At 70.2% G+C, this 21710-nt stretch carries 24 protein-coding genes; 14 read left to right on the forward strand and 10 right to left on the reverse strand.

Going from position 1 to position 21710, the window contains the following annotated elements; translation table 11 throughout:
• Positions 1-3: 3 nt before the first annotated feature.
• Positions 4-1338, forward strand: coding sequence for a serine hydrolase domain-containing protein (locus ABZ911_RS30210; protein WP_358063297.1), 1335 nt, complete (start codon positions 4-6; stop codon positions 1336-1338).
• A gap of 63 nt (positions 1339-1401) precedes the next feature.
• Here the strand turns inward: ABZ911_RS30210 and ABZ911_RS30215 are convergent, their stop codons facing one another.
• Complete coding sequence (locus tag ABZ911_RS30215) at positions 1402-2733, reverse strand: serine hydrolase domain-containing protein (RefSeq protein ID WP_358063300.1); 1332 nt, start codon at positions 2731-2733, stop codon at positions 1402-1404.
• Between the two features lie 11 nt (positions 2734-2744).
• Entirely contained in the window at positions 2745-4289 is a 1545-nt protein-coding gene (locus ABZ911_RS30220) for a hypothetical protein (protein ID WP_358063303.1), read from the reverse strand.
• A 106-nt stretch (positions 4290-4395) separates the two neighbouring features.
• Between ABZ911_RS30220 and ABZ911_RS30225 the strand changes: the two genes are divergently transcribed.
• The gene (locus tag ABZ911_RS30225) at positions 4396-6603 is read left to right on the forward strand and encodes an ATP-dependent RecD-like DNA helicase (protein ID WP_358063305.1); all 2208 of its coding nucleotides are present in this window, start codon (positions 4396-4398) and stop codon (positions 6601-6603) included.
• Between the two features lie 184 nt (positions 6604-6787).
• Positions 6788-7975, forward strand: a complete 1188-nt coding sequence (locus tag ABZ911_RS30230) for an Ig-like domain-containing protein (protein WP_358063308.1) — start codon at positions 6788-6790, stop codon at positions 7973-7975.
• Here ABZ911_RS30230 and ABZ911_RS30235 read toward each other — a convergent pair.
• Complete coding sequence (locus tag ABZ911_RS30235; protein WP_358063311.1) at positions 7972-8376, reverse strand: LysR substrate-binding domain-containing protein; 405 nt, start codon at positions 8374-8376, stop codon at positions 7972-7974. The genes ABZ911_RS30230 and ABZ911_RS30235 overlap by 4 nt on opposite strands.
• A gap of 55 nt (positions 8377-8431) precedes the next feature.
• Between ABZ911_RS30235 and ABZ911_RS30240 the strand changes: the two genes are divergently transcribed.
• On the forward strand, positions 8432-9034 hold the full coding sequence (locus ABZ911_RS30240; protein ID WP_358063314.1) for an AAA family ATPase: 603 nt from the start codon (positions 8432-8434) through the stop codon (positions 9032-9034).
• Between the two features lie 2 nt (positions 9035-9036).
• Here ABZ911_RS30240 and ABZ911_RS30245 read toward each other — a convergent pair whose 3' ends face one another.
• The 4 genes from ABZ911_RS30245 to ABZ911_RS30260 are packed head-to-tail and all read right to left on the reverse strand — an operon-like array spanning position 9037 to position 12173.
• Positions 9037-9894 (reverse strand): NAD(+)/NADH kinase, encoded by an 858-nt coding sequence (locus tag ABZ911_RS30245; RefSeq protein WP_358063318.1) that lies wholly within the window; start codon positions 9892-9894, stop codon positions 9037-9039.
• Positions 9895-9906: 12 nt separating this feature from the next.
• The gene (locus ABZ911_RS30250; protein WP_358063321.1) at positions 9907-10410 is read right to left on the reverse strand and encodes a GNAT family N-acetyltransferase; all 504 of its coding nucleotides are present in this window, start codon (positions 10408-10410) and stop codon (positions 9907-9909) included.
• Between the two features lie 7 nt (positions 10411-10417).
• Positions 10418-11149: a phytanoyl-CoA dioxygenase family protein gene (locus ABZ911_RS30255; RefSeq protein ID WP_358063324.1), complete on the reverse strand. Its 732-nt coding sequence runs from the start codon at positions 11147-11149 to the stop codon at positions 10418-10420.
• A 46-nt stretch (positions 11150-11195) separates the two neighbouring features.
• A complete protein-coding gene (locus ABZ911_RS30260; protein WP_358063326.1) occupies positions 11196-12173 on the reverse strand; it encodes a radical SAM protein in 978 nt (325 codons plus the stop codon).
• 64 nt (positions 12174-12237) lie between these two features.
• On the opposite strand from ABZ911_RS30260, the gene ABZ911_RS30265 reads away from it, so the two are divergent.
• The 6 genes from ABZ911_RS30265 to ABZ911_RS30290 are packed head-to-tail and all read left to right on the forward strand — an operon-like array spanning position 12238 to position 15289.
• Entirely contained in the window at positions 12238-12564 is a 327-nt protein-coding gene (locus tag ABZ911_RS30265; RefSeq protein ID WP_358063329.1) for a multidrug efflux SMR transporter, read from the forward strand.
• Between the two features lie 41 nt (positions 12565-12605).
• Positions 12606-13121: a TetR family transcriptional regulator gene (locus ABZ911_RS30270; RefSeq protein ID WP_358063388.1), complete on the forward strand. Its 516-nt coding sequence runs from the start codon at positions 12606-12608 to the stop codon at positions 13119-13121.
• Positions 13122-13130: 9 nt separating this feature from the next.
• Positions 13131-13688, forward strand: a complete 558-nt coding sequence (locus ABZ911_RS30275; RefSeq protein WP_358063332.1) for a GNAT family protein — start codon at positions 13131-13133, stop codon at positions 13686-13688.
• 57 nt (positions 13689-13745) lie between these two features.
• Positions 13746-14771, forward strand: a complete 1026-nt coding sequence (locus ABZ911_RS30280; protein WP_358063335.1) for an aminotransferase class V-fold PLP-dependent enzyme — start codon at positions 13746-13748, stop codon at positions 14769-14771.
• Positions 14768-15076: a DUF952 domain-containing protein gene (locus ABZ911_RS30285; RefSeq protein ID WP_358063338.1), complete on the forward strand. Its 309-nt coding sequence runs from the start codon at positions 14768-14770 to the stop codon at positions 15074-15076. Before ABZ911_RS30280 ends, ABZ911_RS30285 begins: the two co-directional genes overlap by 4 nt.
• Positions 15077-15097: 21 nt before the next feature.
• Positions 15098-15289 carry a hypothetical protein gene (locus ABZ911_RS30290; RefSeq protein WP_358063341.1) on the forward strand — a complete coding sequence of 64 codons (192 nt, stop codon included), beginning with the start codon at positions 15098-15100 and terminating at the stop codon, positions 15287-15289.
• A 49-nt stretch (positions 15290-15338) separates the two neighbouring features.
• Here ABZ911_RS30290 and ABZ911_RS30295 read toward each other — a convergent pair whose 3' ends face one another.
• Positions 15339-15584 (reverse strand): helix-turn-helix domain-containing protein, encoded by a 246-nt coding sequence (locus ABZ911_RS30295; RefSeq protein WP_358063344.1) that lies wholly within the window; start codon positions 15582-15584, stop codon positions 15339-15341.
• 14 nt (positions 15585-15598) lie between these two features.
• Here ABZ911_RS30295 and ABZ911_RS30300 point away from each other — a divergent pair, with 14 nt between their 5' ends.
• Positions 15599-16165 carry a GNAT family N-acetyltransferase gene (locus tag ABZ911_RS30300; RefSeq protein WP_358063347.1) on the forward strand — a complete coding sequence of 189 codons (567 nt, stop codon included), beginning with the start codon at positions 15599-15601 and terminating at the stop codon, positions 16163-16165.
• Between the two features lie 193 nt (positions 16166-16358).
• On the opposite strand, the gene ABZ911_RS30305 is transcribed toward ABZ911_RS30300, so the two are convergent.
• Positions 16359-16589: a hypothetical protein gene (locus ABZ911_RS30305; RefSeq protein WP_358063350.1), complete on the reverse strand. Its 231-nt coding sequence runs from the start codon at positions 16587-16589 to the stop codon at positions 16359-16361.
• Positions 16590-16821: 232 nt separating this feature from the next.
• On the opposite strand from ABZ911_RS30305, the gene ABZ911_RS30310 reads away from it, so the two are divergent.
• Positions 16822-17685: an acyl-CoA thioester hydrolase/BAAT C-terminal domain-containing protein gene (locus ABZ911_RS30310; RefSeq protein ID WP_358063352.1), complete on the forward strand. Its 864-nt coding sequence runs from the start codon at positions 16822-16824 to the stop codon at positions 17683-17685.
• Between the two features lie 237 nt (positions 17686-17922).
• Here the strand turns inward: ABZ911_RS30310 and ABZ911_RS30315 are convergent, their stop codons facing one another.
• Positions 17923-19410, reverse strand: a complete 1488-nt coding sequence (locus ABZ911_RS30315) for an alpha/beta hydrolase (protein WP_358063355.1) — start codon at positions 19408-19410, stop codon at positions 17923-17925.
• Between the two features lie 310 nt (positions 19411-19720).
• On the opposite strand from ABZ911_RS30315, the gene ABZ911_RS30320 reads away from it, so the two are divergent.
• Together ABZ911_RS30320 and ABZ911_RS30325 are read left to right on the forward strand one after the other, a co-directional pair.
• Positions 19721-20872, forward strand: a complete 1152-nt coding sequence (locus ABZ911_RS30320) for a histidine kinase (RefSeq protein ID WP_358063358.1) — start codon at positions 19721-19723, stop codon at positions 20870-20872.
• The gene (locus ABZ911_RS30325) at positions 20869-21579 is read left to right on the forward strand and encodes a response regulator transcription factor (protein ID WP_358063361.1); all 711 of its coding nucleotides are present in this window, start codon (positions 20869-20871) and stop codon (positions 21577-21579) included. Before ABZ911_RS30320 ends, ABZ911_RS30325 begins: the two co-directional genes overlap by 4 nt.
• Positions 21580-21710 lie beyond the last annotated feature (131 nt).

A 21710-nucleotide genomic window follows, 5' to 3' on the forward strand; every position in this document is an offset into this window, starting at 1 on the left:
GACATGCGTACCCAACTCCAGCAGATCGCCGACGAACTGGCGGCCGAACTCGGGATCACCGGCGCCCAGATCGCGCTGGCGCGCGGCGAGGAGTTCGCCGAGGCCGCCACCGGCCTGGCCAACGCCCGCCTCGGCACCGAGATGACCACCGGCACACTCATCCAGATCGGCTCCACCACCAAGGTGCACACCGCCGCACTGGTCATGCAACTGGCCGGCGAAGGGCTCCTCGACATCGACCGGCCGGTGGCCGACCACCTTCCCGAGCTCCGCCTCGGCGACGAGGAGTCCACCCGCACCGTGACGCCCCGCCACCTGATGGCGATGACCAGCGGCATCGACAACGGGCCCTACGCCGACACCGGCCGGGGCGACGACTGCGTGGCCGCCTACGCCGAACTCCTCGCCGACCTGCCGATGATCTTCCGGCCGGGCACCGCCTACGGCTACTCCAACGCCTCGACCAACCTCTCCGGCCTCCTCGTGGAGCGCCTGACCGGGCTGTGCTGGGACGACGCCCTGCGCGAGCGGCTGCTGAAGCCCGCGGGACTGTCCAACTCGGTCAGCCTGCCGGAGGAACTGCCCTTCCACCGGGTGGCGGTCGGGCACCAGCCGGACACCGGCGAGGTCGTCCCGCGCTGGACGTTCTCACGCGGCGCGGGGCCCGCGGGCTCGACGCTCGCCTCGACCGCGGGCGACCTGGTCCGCTTCGGCCGGCTGTTCCTGCGCCGCGGAGTCGCCGAGGACGGCACCCGGGTCCTGCCGGAAGCCGCGGTGGCCGAGATGCAGACACCCCAGGTGGACGTGCCGGCCCGCTGGTTCGCGGACTCCTGGTGCGTCGGGCCGTACCTCAAGCGCTGGGACGGCGTGGACGTCTTCGGGCACAGCGGCACCAACCTCGCCGGGTCCTCCACGCTGCTCTGGGTCCCCGAGCGCGACGTGGTCGTCGCGGTCGTCGTCAACACGCCCGCGCGCGGCTACCCGTTCGCCGACGCCGTCTTCGACGCGCTGTTCCCCGCCCACTTCGGCATCGCCAAGCCGCGCCGCCCCGAACCCGACCCGCACGTGAAGATCGACCCGCGCCGCTACACCGGCCGCTTCGAGGCCCACGGCATCGACTACACCGTGACGGCCGACTCCGGGAACCTGACCGTCGGCTACCGCGCCGAGGGGGAGGAGCCGCTCACCACGGCGCTCCTGCCGCTGGGCGGCGACCGTTTCCTGCCCGCCGACAACGCCATCACGGGCCACCACAACTGGGACATCGCCTTCACCTGCCCGAACGGCCGCGCCCAGCTCCTGCACAACGGCGCGTTCACCGCCCGCCGTACGACCTAGCCGCCGGATCCGTGACCTCACCGATAGGCGAGGGCCCCGCCGGGCCCTCGCCCGGGAGTCGGCTCAGGCGCTCCACTCGCCGACGCCGCCGGGGACCGGCGCCTGCGGGTCGTAGGGCTCACGGGTGAAGATGAAGGTGTTGAGGTCGAGGTGGTCGGCGGCCACCCGCAGCGTCTCGCCCGTGTAGTAGCCGTCCAGCCCGAGCCACGTACCGTCCTCCTGCGGCACGAACCGGGAGGCGCGCCCGGTGCCGCGCACCGGCGTCAGCGACAGGCCGCGATCGGGCAGCACCCGCAGCGTGTACGGCGTCGGCCCCCAGTGCCACAGCCCGGTCAGCGCCAGCAGGTCCGCGTCCGCGTGCACGGGCCGCCACTCCTCCGGCAGGCGCGGCTCGTGCTCGGCCATGATGGCCAGCAGGTCGGTCAGCAGCGTGCCGCGCACCCCGGAGGTGGTGTTGGCCATGAACAGCACCCCGAGCCGCTCGGCCGGATCGGCCCACACGGTGGCCAGGAAGCCGGGCATGGACCCGGTGTGCCCGGCCAGGCGGCGCCCGCCGGCGCGCAGCAACTGCAGGCCCAGCCCGTAGCCGCCGCTCCAGGCGTCACCGTCCTCGACGATGGCCGGCTCACGCATCTCCGCCAGCGTGTCGGGGTGCAGCACCTCGCCGGTGTCACCGCCGACGAAAGCCGCCCAGCGCGCCAAATCGGCGGGCGTGGACCACAGCTGCCCGGCCGGCGCCATCGCCTGCGCGTCGTGCTCGGGCTCGCGCAGCAGCACATCCGCCCACGGGTGTACGGCGTAGCCGGTGGCGTGCGGGGCCCGCGGCCGCGGCGTGGTGTCGTCCATGCCGAGCGGCGCCAGCACCTCCGACTGCAGCGCCTGCAGCCAGTCGGTGCCGCGATGACGCGCCACGATCTCGCCGAGCATGGCGTAGCCCAGGTTGGAGTAGTGGAACATCCGCCCCTGACGGTGGCGGGAGGTCTCGGGGCCGAGCAGACCGATCAGCTCCTCGGCCGGGACCCCGGGCGTACGCTCCCACCACGCGGTGGGCGGCTCGGCGGTCAGCCCGGCAGTGTGCGAGAGCAACTGGGCGATGGTGGCCTCGCCGAACGGGGTGCCCTGCAGGTGCTTGCCGACCGGGTCGAGCAGGCTCAGCGCGCCCTCGTCGCGCAGCCGCATGACCACGACGGCGACCATGGACTTGGTGATGGACCCCAGCCGGTACTGCGTCTCAGGGGTGGGGGCGCCGCCGTCGACCTGGCCGCGCCCGCCGTACCACACCATCCTGCCGTCGCGCACGACCGCCGCGCTCAGCGACGGCACCCTGCTCTCTGCCTGCTCCACGGCCAGCCTGCGCAGCAACGCCCTGGCGGCGGACTCACCCACCTCGCTCATGCCACAAGAGGCTACAGCGGCACGAGGTCGGGCCCGACCATGTGGCCCTGGTGATCCTCGGGGGCCAGCTCGTCGTGCAGGAAGTGGCCCGCGTACCAGACGACGACGTTGGCGCCGTCGACGTTCTCGTCGTTGAGGAAGCGGTTGAGATGGGCCATGGTGTCGCGCTTGCCGCCCATGGAACCGCCCTCGTGCAACTCGCCGGGGTGGTGGCGGAGGATCCACAGATCGGCCACGCCGAAGGCGTCGGCGGTGCCGTCGTGCTCGCCGGGCACGATGCGCACACCCTTGCGGGTGTTCTTGTCGAGCACGTCCCAGGCGCGGGCGCGGCCCTTGCGCCTGCGGGAGGTCTCCCTGACGATGGGCACGTTCTCGGGGACGATGCCGCCGAGGTCGTCGACCTGCTCGACGACGTCGTTGGCCGAGCCGCCGATGTCGAAGTCGAAACGCCAGTACACATGATGGTTGTGACGCATGCACGTCATCGGGTCCTTGGTGCCGGCGAACCCGAAACGCGGCTTGACGGTGCCGTCGTCGGCCAGGCGCCACTCGGAGACGTAGCGGTACCAGCCGGCCTGGGTCTCGCTGACGATGCGCAGCTCGGCGCCGTCGTGGAAGAAGGCCACCCCCTGGAAGTTACCGGCGTCGTTGTCGGGCCGCTCCAAGATGGTGCGCGGGTCCTTGTCGCACAGCCGCCAGCCGCGCCCGACCGGGTCGCTGCCGTGGGCGGTGAAGCGGGTCTCCTCCCACATCCAGTCGCGGAAGGTGTCGCCGTGGGCGTACAGCACGTTCAGCACCGGCACGTGCGCCTGGCGCAGCACCAGCCGGCCGCGGTGGCGGACGTTGAGCAGTTCCACGCCGGAGGCGTCGCCGGCGGGCTGGGAGTCGCGCGGCCGCACCACGATGAGGTCCCACAGCTCGGTGTCGCCGTCCAGGACGCGCACCCGCACCTGGTGGGGGCCGCCGGGGTTGGCCAGCGGGCCGACGGGGGCCGGCAGGTGGTGCTCGCAGTCCTGGTCGGTGGGGTGGGCCACACCCTTGGGCTGCCAGTCGACGGTGCGCGAGACCGGGTCGACGGCGACGATGTGGTGGCGCGGCCCGCCGGAGGGGTCGTAGATGCCCAGCGTGGGGCGGCGCACCGTGGTGCCGTCGGGCAGTTCCACATCGGCCAGCGGCGGCATCGGCTGGTAGACGATCACGCCGTCGCCGTGCGGGAACCCGGCCTCGGCGCGCAGGATGTCGGCGGCCTCGGCCAGTTCCTGCCCGCGCGGGGTGGGGCGGCGCTCGCTGGGGCGTACCCGCAGCTCGTGCGGGGCGTCCAGGCGGCCCGACAGCTCCACGGCGCGGTTGGTGGCCGGGTCGAAGACGGTGGCGGTGAAGGGCGCGTCCTCGCCCGGGTCGTGGCCCAGGCCGCGCACGCCGGACGCGAGCAGGGCCGAGGCGGCCGGCGAGCCGAGATGGGCGGCGGCCTCGGGGCTGGCGGCGGCCAGCTCGGCCAGTTCCCCGGCGCTCAGACCGGGTAAGGCGACGGCTTCGATGAGTACGCGAACGGTCATGAGAGGTCTCTCCCCGTCAGATGTCCGGCTCTTCCCCAGGAGCCTCTTGATCCCGATTCATATCGCGTCCGCAGGCCGCCGTGAAGGGGGTGGCACAATACCTCGCATGTCTTCCGAGCGCCCCCCCGCGAGCGTGCTGGAGGCGGTGCTGGAGCGCGTCACCTACGCCAACGAGGAGACCGGCTACACCATCGCCCGAGTGGCCACCGACCGCTCCGGCGACGAGCTGCTGACGGTGGTCGGGCCGCTGCTGGGGGCGCAGGTCGGCGAGTCGCTGCGGCTGAGCGGCCGCTGGACCTCCCATCCGCGCTACGGCAAGCAGTTCGAGGTGTGGTCGTACGCCACGGTGCTGCCGGCCACGATCGCCGGCATCCAGCGCTACCTGGGGTCGGGCCTGATCAAGGGGATCGGCCCGAAGATGGCCGAAAGGATCGTCGCCCACTTCGGCACCGCCACCCTGGAGATCATCGAGAGCGCGCCGGAGCGGCTGGTGGAGGTGCCCGGGCTCGGCCCCAAGCGCACCAAGCTGATCGCCGTCGCCTGGGAGGAACAGAAGATCATCAAAGAGGTGATGATCTTCCTGCAGGGGGTGGGCGTGTCCACCTCGATCGCGGTGCGCATCTTCAAGCAGTACGGCGAGGCCTCCATCTCGGTCGTGCGCGGCAGGCCGTACCAGCTGGCCGACGACGTGTGGGGGATCGGCTTCAAGACCGCCGACACCATCGCCCAGGCCGTCGGCATCCCGCACGACAGCCCCGAGCGCGTCAAGGCGGGCCTGCGCTACACCCTGTCGCAGGCCGCCGACGACGGCCACTGCTACCTGCCCGCCCCCAACCTCGTCGGCGACGCGGTCAAGATCCTGCAGGTGCCCGCCGAACTGGTCGCCACCTGCCTGGAGGAACTGGTCGCCGAGCAGGGCGTGGTACGCGAGGACGTGCCCGCCGGCGACAACGTGGTGCCCGCCGTCTACCTGCTGCCCTTCCACCGCGCCGAACTGTCCCTCGCCTCCTCCCTACGGGCCCTGCTGCACACCGGCCGCGACCGGCTGAGCGCCTTCGCCGACGTCGACTGGGCCAAGGCCGAGCAGTGGCTGCACCGGCAGACCGGCACCGAACTGGCCGCCGAGCAACGCCAGGCCGTCCGGCTCGCACTGACCGAGAAGGTCGCCGTGCTGACCGGCGGCCCCGGCTGCGGCAAGAGCTTCACCGTCCGCTCAGTCGTCGCCCTGGCCCGCGCCAAACGCGCCAAGGTCGTCCTGGCCGCCCCCACCGGCCGCGCCGCCAAACGCCTGTCCGAGCTGACCGGCCACGAGGCCACCACCGTGCACCGCCTGCTGCAACTGCGCCCCGGCGGCGAGGCCACCTTCGACCGCGACAACCCCCTGGAGGCCGACCTGCTGGTCGTCGACGAGGCCTCCATGCTCGACCTGCTGCTGGCCAACAAACTCGTCAAGGCCGTCGCGCCCGGCGCCCACCTGCTGTTCGTCGGCGACGTCGACCAACTTCCCTCCGTCGGCGCCGGCGAGGTGCTGCGCGACCTGCTGGCCGCCCCCGACATCCCCCGGGTACGGCTGACCCAGATCTTCCGCCAGGCCCAGGAGTCGGGCGTGGTGGTCAACGCCCACCGCGTCAACACCGGCCTGCACCCCGCCCTGGAGGGCATGAAGGACTTCTTCCTGTTCCCGTGCGAGGAGCCGGAGGAGATCGCCGCGCTCACCGTCGACGTGGTGGCCGGCCGCATCCCGCGCAAGTTCGGCCTGAACCCCCGCCGCGACATCCAGGTGCTGGCCCCCATGCACCGCGGCGCGGCCGGCGCCGGCGCCCTGAACGCCGCCCTGCAGGAGGCGCTCACCCCCGCCCGCGAGGGCATGCCCGAGCGCCGCTACGGCGGGCGCGTCTTCCGCGTCGGCGACAAGGTCACCCAGCTGCGCAACAACTACGACAAGGGCGCGGCCGGGGTGTTCAACGGCACCGTCGGCATCGTCACCGACATCCGGCCCGACGATCACAAGCTGACCGTGCTCACCGACGAGGACGAGAGCGTCGAGTACGCCTTCGACGAACTCGACGAACTCGCCCACGCCTACGCCGTCTCGATCCACCGCTCCCAGGGCAGCGAGTACCCCGCCGTGGTGATCCCGCTGGCCACCAGCGCCTGGATGATGCTGCAGCGCAACCTGCTCTACACCGCGATCACCAGGGCCAAGAGGCTCGTCGTCATCGTCGGCTCGCGCCGGGCGCTGGCCCAGGCCGTACGCACCAGGGGAGCCGGGCGGCGCCACACCAGCCTCACCCACCGCCTGACCGCCGGCTGACCGATCTTCATGACCGGCCGAGAGACCCGGCCGTTACCTGATCATGACCCTTGACCGGCAGTTGACCTGCGGTTGACTCCAAGGGGTGACCTAAATGTGACCGAACTCTCCCATATGATGCGGCGTCTAAAGGACAGGACCACTAAAGTTTTGGGTGCTGTTTGCTGCTATGGGGGAGTCGTCTGTGTTGAGTATTGCGTCCGGTTGGAGGAAGCCCACCGCGGGCGTGGCGATCATCGCCGCGGCCACGTTGTCGGCCTCGTGCTCGAGCGGCCCAGCCGCCACCGCCGGCGGCTCGGGAACCGCCGCGGCCGAGACCACGACCGCCACCCCCCAGCCGACCATCAAGATCAGCCCCGCCAAGGGCAGCTCGAAGGTCCGCCCCGACAAGAAGATCGTCGTGACGGCCCAGGGAGGCGCCCTGGACGAGGTCGTCGTCCAAAGCGGCGGCACGAACGTCGACGGCGAGTTCGACGAAGCCAGGACCAAGTGGGTGTCCAAGGGGCCGCTCAAGCCCTCAGCCGCCTACAAGGTGTCCGCCAAAGCCGGACAGACCACCGCCGACAGCTCCTTCAGGACGCTGAAGCCCGAGGTCGAACTGGCCATCGCCGACGTGACCCCGAACGCGAAGGGCGAGAAGATCGGCGTGGGGGCGCCGATCATCGTGACCTTCACCAACCCGGTCGGCGACAAGGCCGCCGTCGAGAGCGCCCTGGAGGTCGAGGCCCAAAAGCCCGTCCCGGGCGCCTGGCGCTGGATCACCGACACCCAGGTCATCTACCGCACCGCCAAGTACTGGCCCGCCCACCAGAAGGTCACCTTCACCGCCCGCCTCAACGGCGTCAAGGCAGGCAAGGAAACCTACGGCGTCAAGGACTACAAGACCGTCCTGCGCATCGGCGCCCGCCAGATCAGCACCATCGACACCCGCAAGCACATCATGCACGTCCGCCGCGACGGCAAGCTCGTGCAAACCATGAAGATCAGCGCCGGCATGGCCACCACCCGCGAGTACACCACCACCTCCGGCATCCACCTCACCATGGGCAAGGCCAACCCCGAGCGGATGATCTCACCGGGCCGCAAGAAGGGCGACCCCGGCTACTACGACGTCATGATCAACCACGCGGTGCGCTTCTCCAACTCCGGCGAGTACGTCCACGCCAAGGACAACGTCTGGGCCCAAGGCGTCCGCAACGTCAGCCACGGCTGCATCAACGCCCGCCCCGACCAGGCCAAATGGTTCTACGACAACGTCCAGCGCGGCGACGTCGTCGACATCAAGGGCACCGACCGCGAAGTCGAGTGGAACAACGGCTGGAGCTACTGGCAGCTGTCCTTCGCCAAGTGGAAGCAGGGCAGCGCCCTCTAACCCGCCGAACTCCTGCCCGAGTCCCACCTCAGCTCGCTCGCGGCATAAAGGACATCGCGCAGCCCGGGCAGATCCTCCCGGTCTCCGCGCCACACCAGCCGCAGACTCAGATCCGGGGCGAACAGGCCAAGCCTGGCCAGCGTCCCGGACCTCAACGACGCCGACACCACGAACTCGGGCAGGAGCGAAATCCCCAGGCCCTGCGCAGCCCAGGCACACATCACCGACACCCCACCGGCCCGAACCCGCTCCAGACCTCCTGTCAGCCTCGGTATGCCTCGCCGCCGGCACCTGGTTCGCCCTCGCCCGACACCTCCAGACCACCGGCGACCACTGAACGCGACCACAACGCCAGCCACACCAGCGCAAGGCCCCCACCAAGCCAAGCCGCGAAAACGCATATGCTGGCCCGCGAACCTCCCAGGCGGAGGCACGCCAGGAGGAAAGAGGCCCGCAGTGACCGCCAGTGTGCCGGCCGCCCAAGGCGCCGCCGAAACCCTGCGCTACCCACCAGGCTCACTGGTGATCCTCACCGGCCTGCCCGGCGCCGGCAAAACCACCCTCCTGCAACGCCTCTACAACCTCGCCGGCACCGAAACCGCCCCCGTCACCGCAGGCCCCGCCGTCGTCGTCATCGACTCCCACCAGTCCCGCCTGCACTGGGCCACCCGCCTGCGCCACGCCCCCAAACCCCTGCGCGGCGCCATCGTCTTCGCCACCCACCTATGGCGCATCCGCCGCGCCCTCCAAGCCGGCCACGCGGTCGTCGCCCACAACCGCGGCTGCGCCACCCCCATCCTGTACGGCTTCGCCCACCTGGCCCGCCACCACCGCACCACCCTGCACCTGCTCCTGCTCGACGTACCACCGGCCCAAGCCGTCGCCGGCCAGCACGCCAGAGGCAGAATCGTCACCCCGCACACCTTCGCCCGCCACCACCGCCGCTGGCAGGCCCTGCTCACCCAGGTCAACAACGGCGACCCCACCCCCGCGGCCAGCGCCCGCGTCCTCGACCGCCCCGCCGCCGACCGGCTCGAAGCCCTCCACTTCGACACCTAGCCTCAGCCGAGCTCCGCACTGCCGTCGACACGCAACTTACGCCGGGCACGCTCATAGAACGTCGTCCCCAGCCGCACCACCTTGGCCGCCCCCGGCACCGCACTCACCGTCAGCCGATCCCCGGCCACCAGATGCCCCGCCACCACCCCGTCCACCTCCACCGCCAGCCGCCCACTGGCCGGCAACACCTGCAACGTCACCTCCTCATCGGCCGGCAACACCAGCGCCCGGTTGAACGAGGAATGCGCCGCCGCAGGCACCACCAGCACCGCCTCCACCCGAGGCGAGACGACCGGCCCACCGGCCGAGAAACTGTAGGCGGTCGACCCCGTCGACGTCGCCACGATCACCGCATCCGCCGCATAGCTCACGAACGGCTGCCCGGCGGGGGAGACCGTCACCGCCGCCATCCCCTCCCCGGGGATACGCACCAGCGCGATGTCGTTGAACGCCGTCACCCGCGCCCCACCCAACTCGCACCGCACCGCCAGACGCGGCTCCACGCTGTAACGATGAGCGTCGATGGCCGACAACGTGGCGGGCAGCTCGGCCACATCGATCTCCGCCAGAAACCCCAGCTTCCCCAGATTCACCCCGAGCACCGGCGTCGAACGCCCCGCGATCAACCGCATCGTCCGCAACATGGTGCCGTCACCGCCCAGGCTCACCAGCAGATCGGCCTGCCGTACCAGCGTGCCGGCGTCAACCGCCACGGCGCTGCAGTCGATCCGCCCGACCTCCTCCCGCAACCCCGCGACCGTCACACCCCGCCCCGCGGCCCACCGCACGATGGTGTCGATCGCCACCCTGGAGTCACGCTTGGGATGCAGCACCAGCCCGACCGTCCCCACCATGCCCATACCCGCAGCCTCTCAGGTCCCCACGCGCCGCTCCAGCACCTGCCCCGGCCACTCACCGACACGGAACGTCTCGGCCCGGCGGAAACCGCAGCTCTCGTAGAAGCCCACCAGCCGCCCGTCATCCCCGGCGTAACAGTCCACCCGCACCAGATCCACCCCCGACGCGGCCGCCTCGCCCACCGCCACCTCCAGCAGCGCCCGCCCCACCCCACGCCCCGCGAAACGCTGATCGATCACCAGCACCCGCACATACAGCTCAGGCTCGGAAGCGGGCTCGACATACGGCATCGCCGCACCCACCACCAGGCACCCGGCAGGCTCCCCGTCGATCTCGGCGATCCGCATCCCGCCCCCGGCCGCCCACTCACGCACCTGCTCGACCCGCCTCGGATTCCCCGTGAACGGCTCACTGCCCCACTGCCCGGGACGCCCCTGCGCCACCAGCCACGCCACAGCACTGTCGAACATCCCCAGCACCGCCGCGACATCCCCAAGCCCACCCAACCGCACATCCATCAAGTGATCATATGACCCGACCCTGTACGGCTCTCGCCAGCACCGACGCCCCCGCCACATCCAGCGGCTCAGTCAAGAACACCGGCTGCTGAGCCATGAACCGCGGCTCACTCCCACGATGCTCGTCAGCGGCGTGCACCGTGAACGGATGCAGCAGGAACACATCCCCGGGCAACCCCGTCGCATACGCCACCGGCCTGCCCTCACTGGCCGCGTCCACCAGCGGACCCGCCTCGAACGGATCGAGCACCTTACCCGCCATCGCCACCGCCGCGTCCCGATGCGACCCCACCCGAATCCGCGTCGGCGCGTCATCCGGCCCCACCACCGAGAACAAGATCAGCATCAGCAGCGTCTCCGGCCGCCCGCTAGCCGCCCAGCTCCCATCCGGCTGAGCCACACTGGAGTCGATGTGCCAGCCCCGATCATCGGCCGGAGCCACATTCGGGAAACGGATCGGCACCATGCCCACACTCTCGCGCGGCACCCACCCGCCCGGCCCCGCGAGCTGATCCAGCGCGGCGCGCACCCGGGCACTGCCGACGATCTCACCGAACGGGCCACGCCCGTCACCCATCGCCCACACCACCGGCTCACGCCACCCGGAAGGATCCTCGGGGGACAGGCCGATCTGCCGCCACAGCAACTCCCTGGCCTGGTCGCCGACCTCACGCGGCACCGCCGCCTCGATCTTGACGAACCCCTCAGCCATGAACCGCTCGATGTCGATGACGTCCATGCCCCGCACGCTAGCGACCCGGATCAACAAGAGTCGAACGAAATAATCACAGCAACGTGAGCTGCGGAAAACGAGCCTCCGCCGCCGCCGGATGCTCCACCGGACCCGCACGCATGCCGTACACCCTGGCCAGCTCGCCGATCTGCGCCGTGATACGCGCCTCGTAACCGGAGGCGGGCAACCCCGCACGGTCATACAGCTCCGCGTAGCGATCCACCAACGCCGGATGCGCCTCCGCCAGCCACGACAGATACCACTCCCGCGTGCCAGGCGGCAGCCGCAACACGATCGGCTCCACCACCGAAGCCCCCGCCCCCGCCACCCGCCGCACCGTGGCGGCCAACTGCTCAGCCGAATCGGTCAGCAGCGGCAACACCGGAGCCATCAACACCCGGCACACCACCCCCTGCTCCACCAGCGCCGCGACCAGCTCCAGCCGCCGCTGCACACTCGGCGCACCTGGCTCGACCGCCCGGCGCACCCGCTCGTCCACGAACGCCACCGACACCGCCACCTGCCCGCCGGACCCGGCCAGCAACGCCGCGTCCCGCAGCACCAGCGAACTCTTGGTGTACACGGTGAACGCCACCCCCGCCTCCGCCAGCGCGCCGATCAGCGCGGGCATCAGCGCATAGGTGGCCTCGGCGTCCTGATAGCAGTCCCCGCCCAAACCCAGCGCCAGCGGCTCACCACCCCAGCGCGCCAGCTCCGCGCGCAACCTGGCCGGCGCGTTGGCCTTGACCACCACCCGCGTGTCGAAATCACGCCCCGCGTCCAGCCCCAACCTGCGATGCCCACCCCGGGCGCCACACCCACGACAGGCATGCGCGCACCCACGGTACGGACTCACCGCCCACCGCTCGGCCAGACCCGCACCGGCCGGCACCCTCTCGATCAGCGTGCGGGCCTGCGTCTCGTAGAAACCACCCCGCAGCACCGAGCGCCGCTCGATCGCCGGGCGGTCGTCTGCGGCCTCCACCAACGGAAGCGCGTCCCAACCCACAGCGCCCAGTGGAACACGCATTCGACACACCTTTCAAGCGGACCCAGTAAAGTGGCACACCCGTACCACTTTGGAGGCACCCCCCATGGGCTGGCTACTCCTGTCCGCCGCCATCGCCACCGAGGTCCTCGCCACCTCGGCACTCAAACTCAGCAACGGCTTCACCCACCCCGGCTGGAGCACCGTCGTCGCCGCCGGCTACCTCGTCTCCTTCTTCCTCCTCGGCCAAGTACTCAAAACCCACCTCGACGTCGGCACCGCCTACGCCGTCTGGTCCGGCGCCGGCACCGCCGCCATCGCCCTCATCGGCGCCGCCTTCCTCGGCGAAACCCTCAACCTCGCCAAAATCAGCGGCATCCTGCTCATCATCGGCGGCGTCGTCGTCCTCAACCTCGCCGGCGGCACCCACTGACCCCCGCCACCCAACCACGCGGCCAACGCCGACGCACCGCCCTGCTCCGCGCCGCCGTACACCTGCTCACCGAAGGCGGCTTCGCCGCCGTCACCCACCGCGCCACCGCCCACCGCGCCGACCTGCCCCTGGCCGCCACCACCTACTACTTCGCCTCCCGCGACCAACTCCTGGCCGAAGCCTTCACCCTCCTGGTCCACGACGAACTCACCACCCTGCGCCACGCCGTCACCACCCACGGCCTGCCCGGCTGCCTGGACCACCTGCAGCCCCACGAACGCCTGCGCCAACTCGGCCTGTGGGAGCTCTACGTCCACGCCGGACGCCACCCCACCCTCCAGCAGATCGCCCGCACCTGGAGCGACGGCTGCCTCACCATCGTCGCCGACACCCTCGCCCTGCCACCCCGCCACCCCCAGGTACGGCTCGCCTACGCCACCCTGTCAGCCCTCTGGCTCGAACACGTCGTAGAAGACCGCCCCGACAGCCTGACCCAAGCCCGCACCCTGCTCACTCACGCCACAAAACCCTTCGACCCACCCCAAACCCATCCCTAAAATGCGCCCATGCTCAAGCCCACCTACCCGATCACCACCGACCGCCTGATCCTGCGCCCCTTCACCCCCGACGACCTCGACGCCCTGCACGCCTACCACCGGCTCCCCGAAGTCGCCCGCCACCTCTACTGGGAACCACACGACCTGCAGGCCACCCGCGACCACCTCGACAAGAAGATCCAACGAGTGAGCCTGGAGAAGGAAGGCGACAGCATCGCCGCCGCCGTCACCCTGCGGGAAAGCGGCGAACTCATCGGCGAGTCCGCCCTCCTCTGGACCAGCGAACAACACCGCGGCGGCGAGATCGGCTACATCTTCAACCCCGCCCACCACGGCCACGGCTACGCCACCGAAGCCACCCGCGAAATGCTCCGCCTCGGCTTCGACGGCCTCGGCCTGCACCGCATCGTCGGCCGCCTCGACGGCCGCAACACCGCCTCCGCCAACGTCCTGCAACGCCTCGGCATGCGCCGCGAAGCCCACCTGCGCCAGAACGAACTCGTCAAGGGCGAATGGACCGACGAAGTCATCTACGCCATGCTCGCCGACGAGTGGACCCGCCCCTGACCCCACCCGGTCTGCCATCCCGATGGCAGACCACCACGCCCTCCTAAGCTGACAACCATGAACCTCGCCGAGGCACAGAAACTCTGGGACCCCGAACCCGGCTGGCTCAACACCGCCACCTACGGCCTGCCACCCCGCCCCGCCTACGACGAACTCCAGGCCGCCCTCACCGACTGGCGCCACGGCCACACCGACTGGCGCCCCTGGGACACCTCCGTCACCCGCTCCCGCACCGCCTTCGCCCACCTCATCGGCGCCGACCCCACCGACATCACCATCAGCGCCACCGCCTCAGCGATCATCGGCCAGATCGCCACCGCCCTACCCCCGACCGCCCGCGTCCTGACCCCCGACATCGAATTCACCAGCAACCTCTTCCCCTGGGCCACCGCAGCCGACCTCCACACCGCACCCCCGGACCACCTCGCCGACGCCATCACCCCCGACACCACCGCCGTCGCCTTCAGCCTCGTCCAATCGGCCACCGGCCAACTCGCCCCACTCGCCGACATCATCACCGCCGCCCGCGCGCACGACACCCTCGTCATCGTCGACGCCAGCCAAGCCTGCGGCTGGCTGCCCATCACCCTCGACGGCATCGACGCCCTCGTCTGCGCCGCCTACAAATGGCTCATGGCCCCTCGAGGCGCCGCCTTCGGCTACCTCTCACCCCACCTGCGCACCCGCATGCGCCCCACCGCCGCCAACTGGTACGCCGGAGCCGACCCGGGCGGCTCCTTCTACGGCCCACCCCTGCGCCTCGCCGAAGACGCCCGCGCCTTCGACCAGTCACCCGCCTGGTTCTCCTACGTCGGCGCCGCACCCGCCCTCGAACTCATCAACCAGATCGGCGCCCCCGCCATCGCCCACCACAACATCACCCTGGCCAACCGCTTCCGCACCGGCCTCGGCCTGCCACCCTCCGACAGCGCCATCGTCTCCGTCCCCACCACCCCCGACGCCGCCCAGCGCCTGACCACCGCAGGCGTCCGCACCGCCGCACGCGCCGGAAACCTGCGCGCCTCCTTCCACCTCTACACCACCGCCGACGACGTCGACCGCGCCCTGGAGGCCCTGCGATGATCCTGCACCTGGCCCTCGCCGACGACTGGCAGCACGCCCGAGGCACAGGGGAGTACCTCATCTCCACCCTCGGCCGCACCCTCCAGCAAGAGGGCTACATCCACTGCTGCGCCACCGACACCCAACTCCACGGCGTCGCCCACCGCTACTACAGCGACGTCCGCGAACCCCTCATCGTCCTCGAAATCGACCCCACCGGCCTCGACATCCGCCTCGAAACCCCACCCGGCGCCACCGAAGCCTTCCCCCACCTGTACGGCCCGCTCCCCATCACGGCCGTCACCGCCACCCGCCCCTACCGCTGATCACACCCACCCGTGAACCCCATGGACACCCGAGCAGCCGCCCGTCGATTCGCCGACACCTGGCAACACGGCTGGACCCACCACGACGCCATCACGGCGCTATACACCGACGACGTCCACCACTCCATGCCCTTCAGGGCGCCCCACCACGGCAAGAAGACCCTCCGCTCCGAAGGTGTCCCCAGCCCCAAGGCAGGGCTTGACCGGGGTTGAGCCCTCGACGGGGGTGTCGGGATCAGTCGGATACGGCGTCGATCGGTCGTCAGCCGGTTTCAGCTCGACGGCAGCGCGGTCCGGCCCTCCGACAGCTCCGGCACGTGCTGTACAGCGTGGAGCGGCTGACGCCGAGCAGTCGGGCGATGGAGGCGACGGTGTTGTCCGGCTGGGTGAGCAGGTCGCGGGCGTGGCGGACCTGCTCGGGAGTGAGCGCGGGCGGGCGGCCCAAGCGCTGACCGCGGGCGCGGGCGGCGTCGCAGGTTGGGGTGTCGATGATCAGAGGTGTGCGCATCTGGCTAGAGTGACATGGTGATCTTCACCATTGCGCAGGCCGCAGCCGACGACGGGGACGTTCTGGGTGAGATCCACGCGGAGGCCTGGAAGGTCGCCTACGCCCCGTTCTTCGCGCCGGGCTTCGCCGAGCAGGCGGTACAGCGCCGCCGTACTCAGTGGCGCGAGCGCATCGTCCAGGCTAAGGACACAATCATGCTGGCGAGGGGCGACGGGCGCCCGCTGGCCTTGTCGTACTTCGGCGCCTCCCAGACGAAGACCGGGATGGCGGAGATCCACAGCTTCTACGCTCACCCGGACGGCTGGGGCACCGGCGCCGCCAGGGCCCTCATGACCGCCACGCTGGCACAGCTCAAGAAGGACGGCTTCGACCAGGTCCACCTGTGGACGCTGCGCGACACTCCGCAGTCTCGGCGTTTCTACAGCAAGTGCGGCTTCACGGAAACGGGTGTGCTGCGCGATCACGACTTCGGCGACGGTCGGCCGCTGGTACAGGTGGAATTCGGGGTATCGGTAAGAACCGGGCCAGCAGGCCCAAAGCGACCCTGCGTATCCGGGAGCTTCCCGGGCGAGTTGACATAAAGGCTGATACGAGCAATGCAAAAGCTCGTCAGCTCGAAACTTGGCGGTGGCGAAGTGACCTCAGGGTTGATGCGGCCGAGGACGTTGCGAGGTTGCGTGGACGAACGGTTGCGGCACGAGTCGCCTCGTACATCTCGACCAGACAGGGCGGAGGCCGCTTCGCCCAGCGGATAGGTGTTCGGGCTCCTCCCGCTTAGGCCGTGCGGGGTACGCGCCGCAGGCCCGTCGTCAGCACTGCCGCGTTGACGGCCCGGTGCACGGCGGCCTGAACCTGCTCGATGTCGTCTGGGCTCAGCTGTGCTGCGGCGAGCTGGTCGGCCAGCAGTTGCACGTGGGTGGCGAAGCGCTCGCAGGCGCCGGCCAGCGCGGTCACCGGGCTGACGGCCTCGCCCAGCGGGGGACCCGTCTCGCCTGGGTGCGTCATGACCGTGACAGTACGCCGCCGTGCGGGACTGCGCACGGCTGGTTACGTAGGCGAGTAGCGACAGCTCTGTCGGTCAGTTCCGACAGCGATCGTTTTGAGCGGAAAGCGATGTCGCTGAGAAGTAGCAGGGCTCTTGGGCTTGCGGTGGGAGATGAGTGTGCCCGCAGGGTGAGAGGGGGCGCTGGTGCACTCGTATCGGAGGTGGCGAGCTGCCCTCCAGTAGGTTGGCGGCATGGTCGCTGCGATCGTCGAGCATGAGCTGACCGAGCCTTGGGAGGGCTTCCTCGCCGAACCGGCTGCGGGTAGCAGCGGTGCGGGTGTGCTTGTGCTTTCCGGATCCAGCGGCCGGATCGAGCGTGAGCGGTGTCGACTCTTCGCTCGTGCTGGCGTGACCGCGGTGTCGGTTCGGTGGTTCGGCGGACCCGGGCAGATGCCTGGTATCTGCGAGGTTCCGCTGGAGACCTTCGTCGCTGCGACCGGACTGCTGCGCGAGTGTGGCGCGAGGCGCGTCAGCATCCTCGGTAACTCCAAGAGCGCCGAGGCGGTGCTGCTCGTGTCCGCCCTCACCGACTGCGCCGACGCCGTGATCGCGCTTGCCCCGACGTCTGTCACCTGGGCCAATGTCGGGCCGGGTGGCGACGGTCGGCACCACCCTCACGGCTCCAGTTGGACCTGGCAGGGGCAGCCGCTGCCCTTTGTCCCCTACGACGAGTCCTGGACGCCGACGGATCAGGAAGGCGCGCCGGTCTCTGTGCGCAGTTGGTACGAGCGCAGCCTCGCGATACACGCGGACCGGTTGCCCGCCGCCGCCATCCCGGTGGAGAAGGCCAGCGCCGATCTGGTACTGATCGCGGGCGGCGCCGACCGGATGTGGCCGTCCCTGCGCTTCGCCCGCGAACTCGCGGCCCGGCGCTCCGCGGCTGGGCGGGAGGCGGTGCTCATCACCCGGGCCGACGCGGGCCATCGGGTCGTCTTCCCAGGAGAGGCGGTACCGTCCCCGTCCACCAAGTTCGACCACGGCGGGACCCCGGAGGCCAACACGGCGCTTGGCGCTGCCGCCTGGCCGTACGTGATGGCGACCGTCCGCGCCACCTGAGCGATATGGCGAGGGGTGAGGTTGAACCGAGTTGGGGGAGTCGCTCGCGCCCAGAGAGTCTGCAGCCACCGACATTTCACGACTGCATCCGCCCGGAGCGCTGTCCAAACTGACCCGCAAACGCTGCTGCTAGTCATCGACGAAATCAGACTGTCCGCCCGCCGGTAGGTGCGGTGACCACATAGGTTCACCGGGTTGAGGACACGCCGTCTGGCTTGCACGGGTGCGATGCGACGTTCAGTCGGCGTGGCAGGTGATGTCGGCGGCGGGCAGGGAGCCGTCGCGGAAGTAGGTGTTCACCGCGTTGTCCACACAGGCGTTGGGCAGGCGGCCGAAGATGCCGTGCATGCGTACGTCCTGGAGGGTCACCAGGCGGGAGGCGGACATCACCCGGTGCAGCGCCACGCCTTCCTGGTAGACGGTGCGGGTGTCGCGGGTGGCCTGGACGATCAGCGCGGGGATGTGGTTGCGCACGACGGTCCTGGGTTCGCGCGGCGGCGCCCAGAACGCGCACGCCGTGATGTTGTTCGCGTACGGCCCGAACACCGGCTGGCCGGCCCGGCTGCGCCGGATGTTGCGCCAGTACCACTCCGGATCACGCGGCACCACGGCGTCGCCGCAGATCACGGCCGCCTGACTGGACAGGTCCCGCGGCCGGCCCGTCAGCGTGAAGCGCAGTTCGTCGTCAAAGTCCTTGCTGGGCTGGACCGGCTTGCCGTCGGCCGCGTCGGCGATCAGCCGCACCCGTCCGGCCAGGTGGGCGTTGTAGCGGGCGTCGGGCAGCAGCGTGAACAGCGTCATGGGCAGGAAGCGCTCGTCGAGGAGGTGCTCGCCGATCCGGATCGGCGATCTGGCCGACCGTCTGATCAGGCTCTCGACCAGGGCCCGCACCTGCCGCCTGGTCGCGCCGAGGTGGTACTCGGCGTCGCGGGCCGCGGTCCAGCTCGCCCACTCGTCGAGCGCGGCCTCGTTGAACGGCCCGCTGTTCCTGATCGACCCGGCCATGTACGCGGCCGGGTCGACCGCGCTGTCCAGCACGATCCGGTCGCTGCGGTGCGGGAACATCTGGGCGAAGACCGCACCGAGGTAGGTGCCGTAGGACATGCCGAAATAGGACAACTTCGCCTCGCCCAGGGCGCCGCGGACGACGTCCATGTCCCGCGCGGTGTTGCGGGTGGTGATGTGGGCGAGCCTGTCGCCCTCCCTCCGCGCGCACCGCCGCGCGAGATCGGCCTGAGTCCGTACGGCGCCGCGGAAGTCTGCCCTGTCCAGCCCGGCCGACCAGAGCATGTGCCCGATGGGCCACGCGCAGTCGATTGCCGCACTCCGCCCGACACCCCGCGGATCCATGCCGATCAGGTCGTAGCGGGAGGTGACCTCGGGGGCCATCGCCCCTTTGATGTAGAGCATGAAGTGCAGGCCCGCGCCGCCGGGCCCGCCGGGGTTGGACAGCATGATCCCGCGCCGGTGCTCGGTGTCGGGCGCCTTGAGCCGTGAGATCGCCACCTCGATCGTGCTGCCCTGCGGTCTGGAGTAGTCCAGCGGCACCGTGACCTCGGCGCATTGGGCGCCCGCCTGATCCAGCATGGCGTCCCCGCAGGCTTTCCACTCGACGTCCTGCTCGCGGAAGCGGCTCAGGGCGGCCTCGGCCCCGGAGGTCCCGGTCCCGGTCAGCACCCCGGCTCCCACCGCCAGCGCGGCGAGCACAGCAGTTACCCGTTTCATTCGTCGTCCTCGGATCAGGGGATCTTGTGCACGCCCCCCGCTCCAGTTCGATCGGCCGGGCGCATCACAAGGGAATGCAAGCAACTGTAGTTGCTTAAATTCGCTTTAGTCAACCCGAGTTGCTTGCAGGAAAATCCGCTCACCGACTCGGATCCCTCCTGTGGCCCGGCTTTGGAAAGATCACACGAAGGAGTGACGCGCTCGCAGGAGCGCACCCAGCACACTGATCGGCATGCACCTCTCGCTCCCCACGAAGATCGATTTCCGACCCCTGCGGGACATACCGCGACAGGACATCGCTATTGGGTTCGTGCTGGCCGTTCTGGTGACGTTCGACAGCTTGGCCAACCGCTACCTCGACAACTCCCTCCTCGACCTCGTCGTCGTGATTGGCGGGTTACTGGCCACCGCTCCGCAGACGTTCAGACGGCGGCAGCCGTGGCTGAGCGTCATCCTGACGACCTCCGGCGCCGTCATCCTGACGACTTTCGGCACCCTCCTGATGTTCGTCCGGGGATTCGGATACGTCTCGCCTGTGGTGTTCTGTTCGGGTGCTCTCACGCTGTACACGCTGCTGCGCCTGGTCGACCGACGGGTCGCCTGGATCCTCGTGGGAGCCTTCGGGCTGGCGATCGCCATGGGGCAAGGCACCCTTTTCATGGTGGCCGATCTCAACGGGGTGATCTTCAAGGAGTCTCTCGTCACGGTCGCCGGTCTCGCGGGGGTGATCGGTTTGGGGCTGATCGCCGACCTCGTGCGCAGCCGTACCGAACTCAAGGAGGTGCGGAAGGACGGCGGCGAGCACGTCATCGCCGCCCAGCGCGAGCAGGCCGCGACGGCCGAACGAGGGAGGATCGCCCGGGAGATGCACGACGTGGTGGCGCACTCGATCGCCCTGGTCGCCGTGCAGGCGGAGGCGGCACCGTACACCGTGCCCGATCTCAGCGACGCCTCCAAGGCGGAGTTCGCGGAGATCGCCACCACAGCGCGCCGCACACTGACCGAGATGCGGCGGCTGCTGGGAGTGCTGCGCGCCGACATCACCAGCGTGCCCGAGACCGAGCCACAACCGCGGCTGGCTCAGTTGGGCGATCTGATTGAGCAAGACGGCGGGGAGGTGCACCTCGACGTGGTTGGCGGGGAGAGACCGCTGCCCCGGGCGGTGGACGTATCGGCATACCGGATCGTCCAGGAGTGCCTGGCCAACGCTCGTACGCACGCGCCGGGTTCACATGTGTCGATCGAGTTGGCGTACCGGCCCGACCTGCTGGCCATCCGTGTCGTCAACGACGCGGCGCAGGGCGAGGCGTCGCGGATGGGGGTTCCCGAGTCGCCTGTCAGCGCCGGCGGCCATGGGGTGATAGGCATGCGGGAGCGGGCGCTGAGCCTGGGCGGCTGGTTCTCCGCCCAACCCACGGAGGCCGGCGGCTTCCTGGTCCAGGCCGGGCTCCCATTCGAATGAGCACTCCGCCGACAGCGTCACCGGCGTCCATCAGCGTGGTGGTCGCGGACGACCAGCACACCGTACGGCGGGGGTTCACCGCCATCCTGTCCACCGCGCCAGACCTGACCGTGGTGGGGGCCGCGGCCGACGGCCTGGAGGCGGTGCGCCTGGTACGGGAGACGAGTCCGGACGTCGTGCTCATGGACATCCGGATGCCGAGGCTGAACGGAATCGAGGCGGCACGCAGGATCGCCGCCTCGGGCCCGACACGGGCCATCATGATCACGACGTTCGATCTGGACTCCTACGTATACGACGCGCTGGCCGCAGGAGCGTCGGGATTCCTGCTGAAAGACGTGACGGCGACCGAACTGACAACCGCCGTACGGGTCGTGGCCCGCGGTGACGCCCTGCTCGCGCCCAGCATCACCCGCAGGCTGATCGCCGAGTTCACCAAGACCCGCCCGCCCGCGCCCCGCCCCTATGACGGGCTGACCGCGCGTGAGCTGGAAGTCCTGCGCCTGCTCGCGCGCGGCCTGTCCAACGCCGAGATCGCTGTCGAATTCGTGGTCACCGAGCACACGGTCAAGACCCACGTCACCCGGGTGCTGGCCAAGCTCGGTCTGCGCGACCGGGCTCAAGCCATCGTCCACGCCTACGAATCAGGCCTCGTCAGACCGGTCCGGTTGTCGGAGACCGAGGAAGACGGCCGATCACGGCGATAGGCCTCCGGGGAGGATCGGACCGGATTTGGGGACACCTTCGGTTGCGACATGAGGTCGCACGTTTTGAGTGGTCACGAGAAGGGAGGCCCGGCGATGTCGGGACCGTGATCCAGGTCAGTGTCTGAGACCTG

It is taken from the genome of Nonomuraea sp. NPDC046570 (genome assembly GCF_040645915.1).
Classification (GTDB): Bacteria; Actinomycetota; Actinomycetes; order Streptosporangiales; family Streptosporangiaceae; genus Nonomuraea.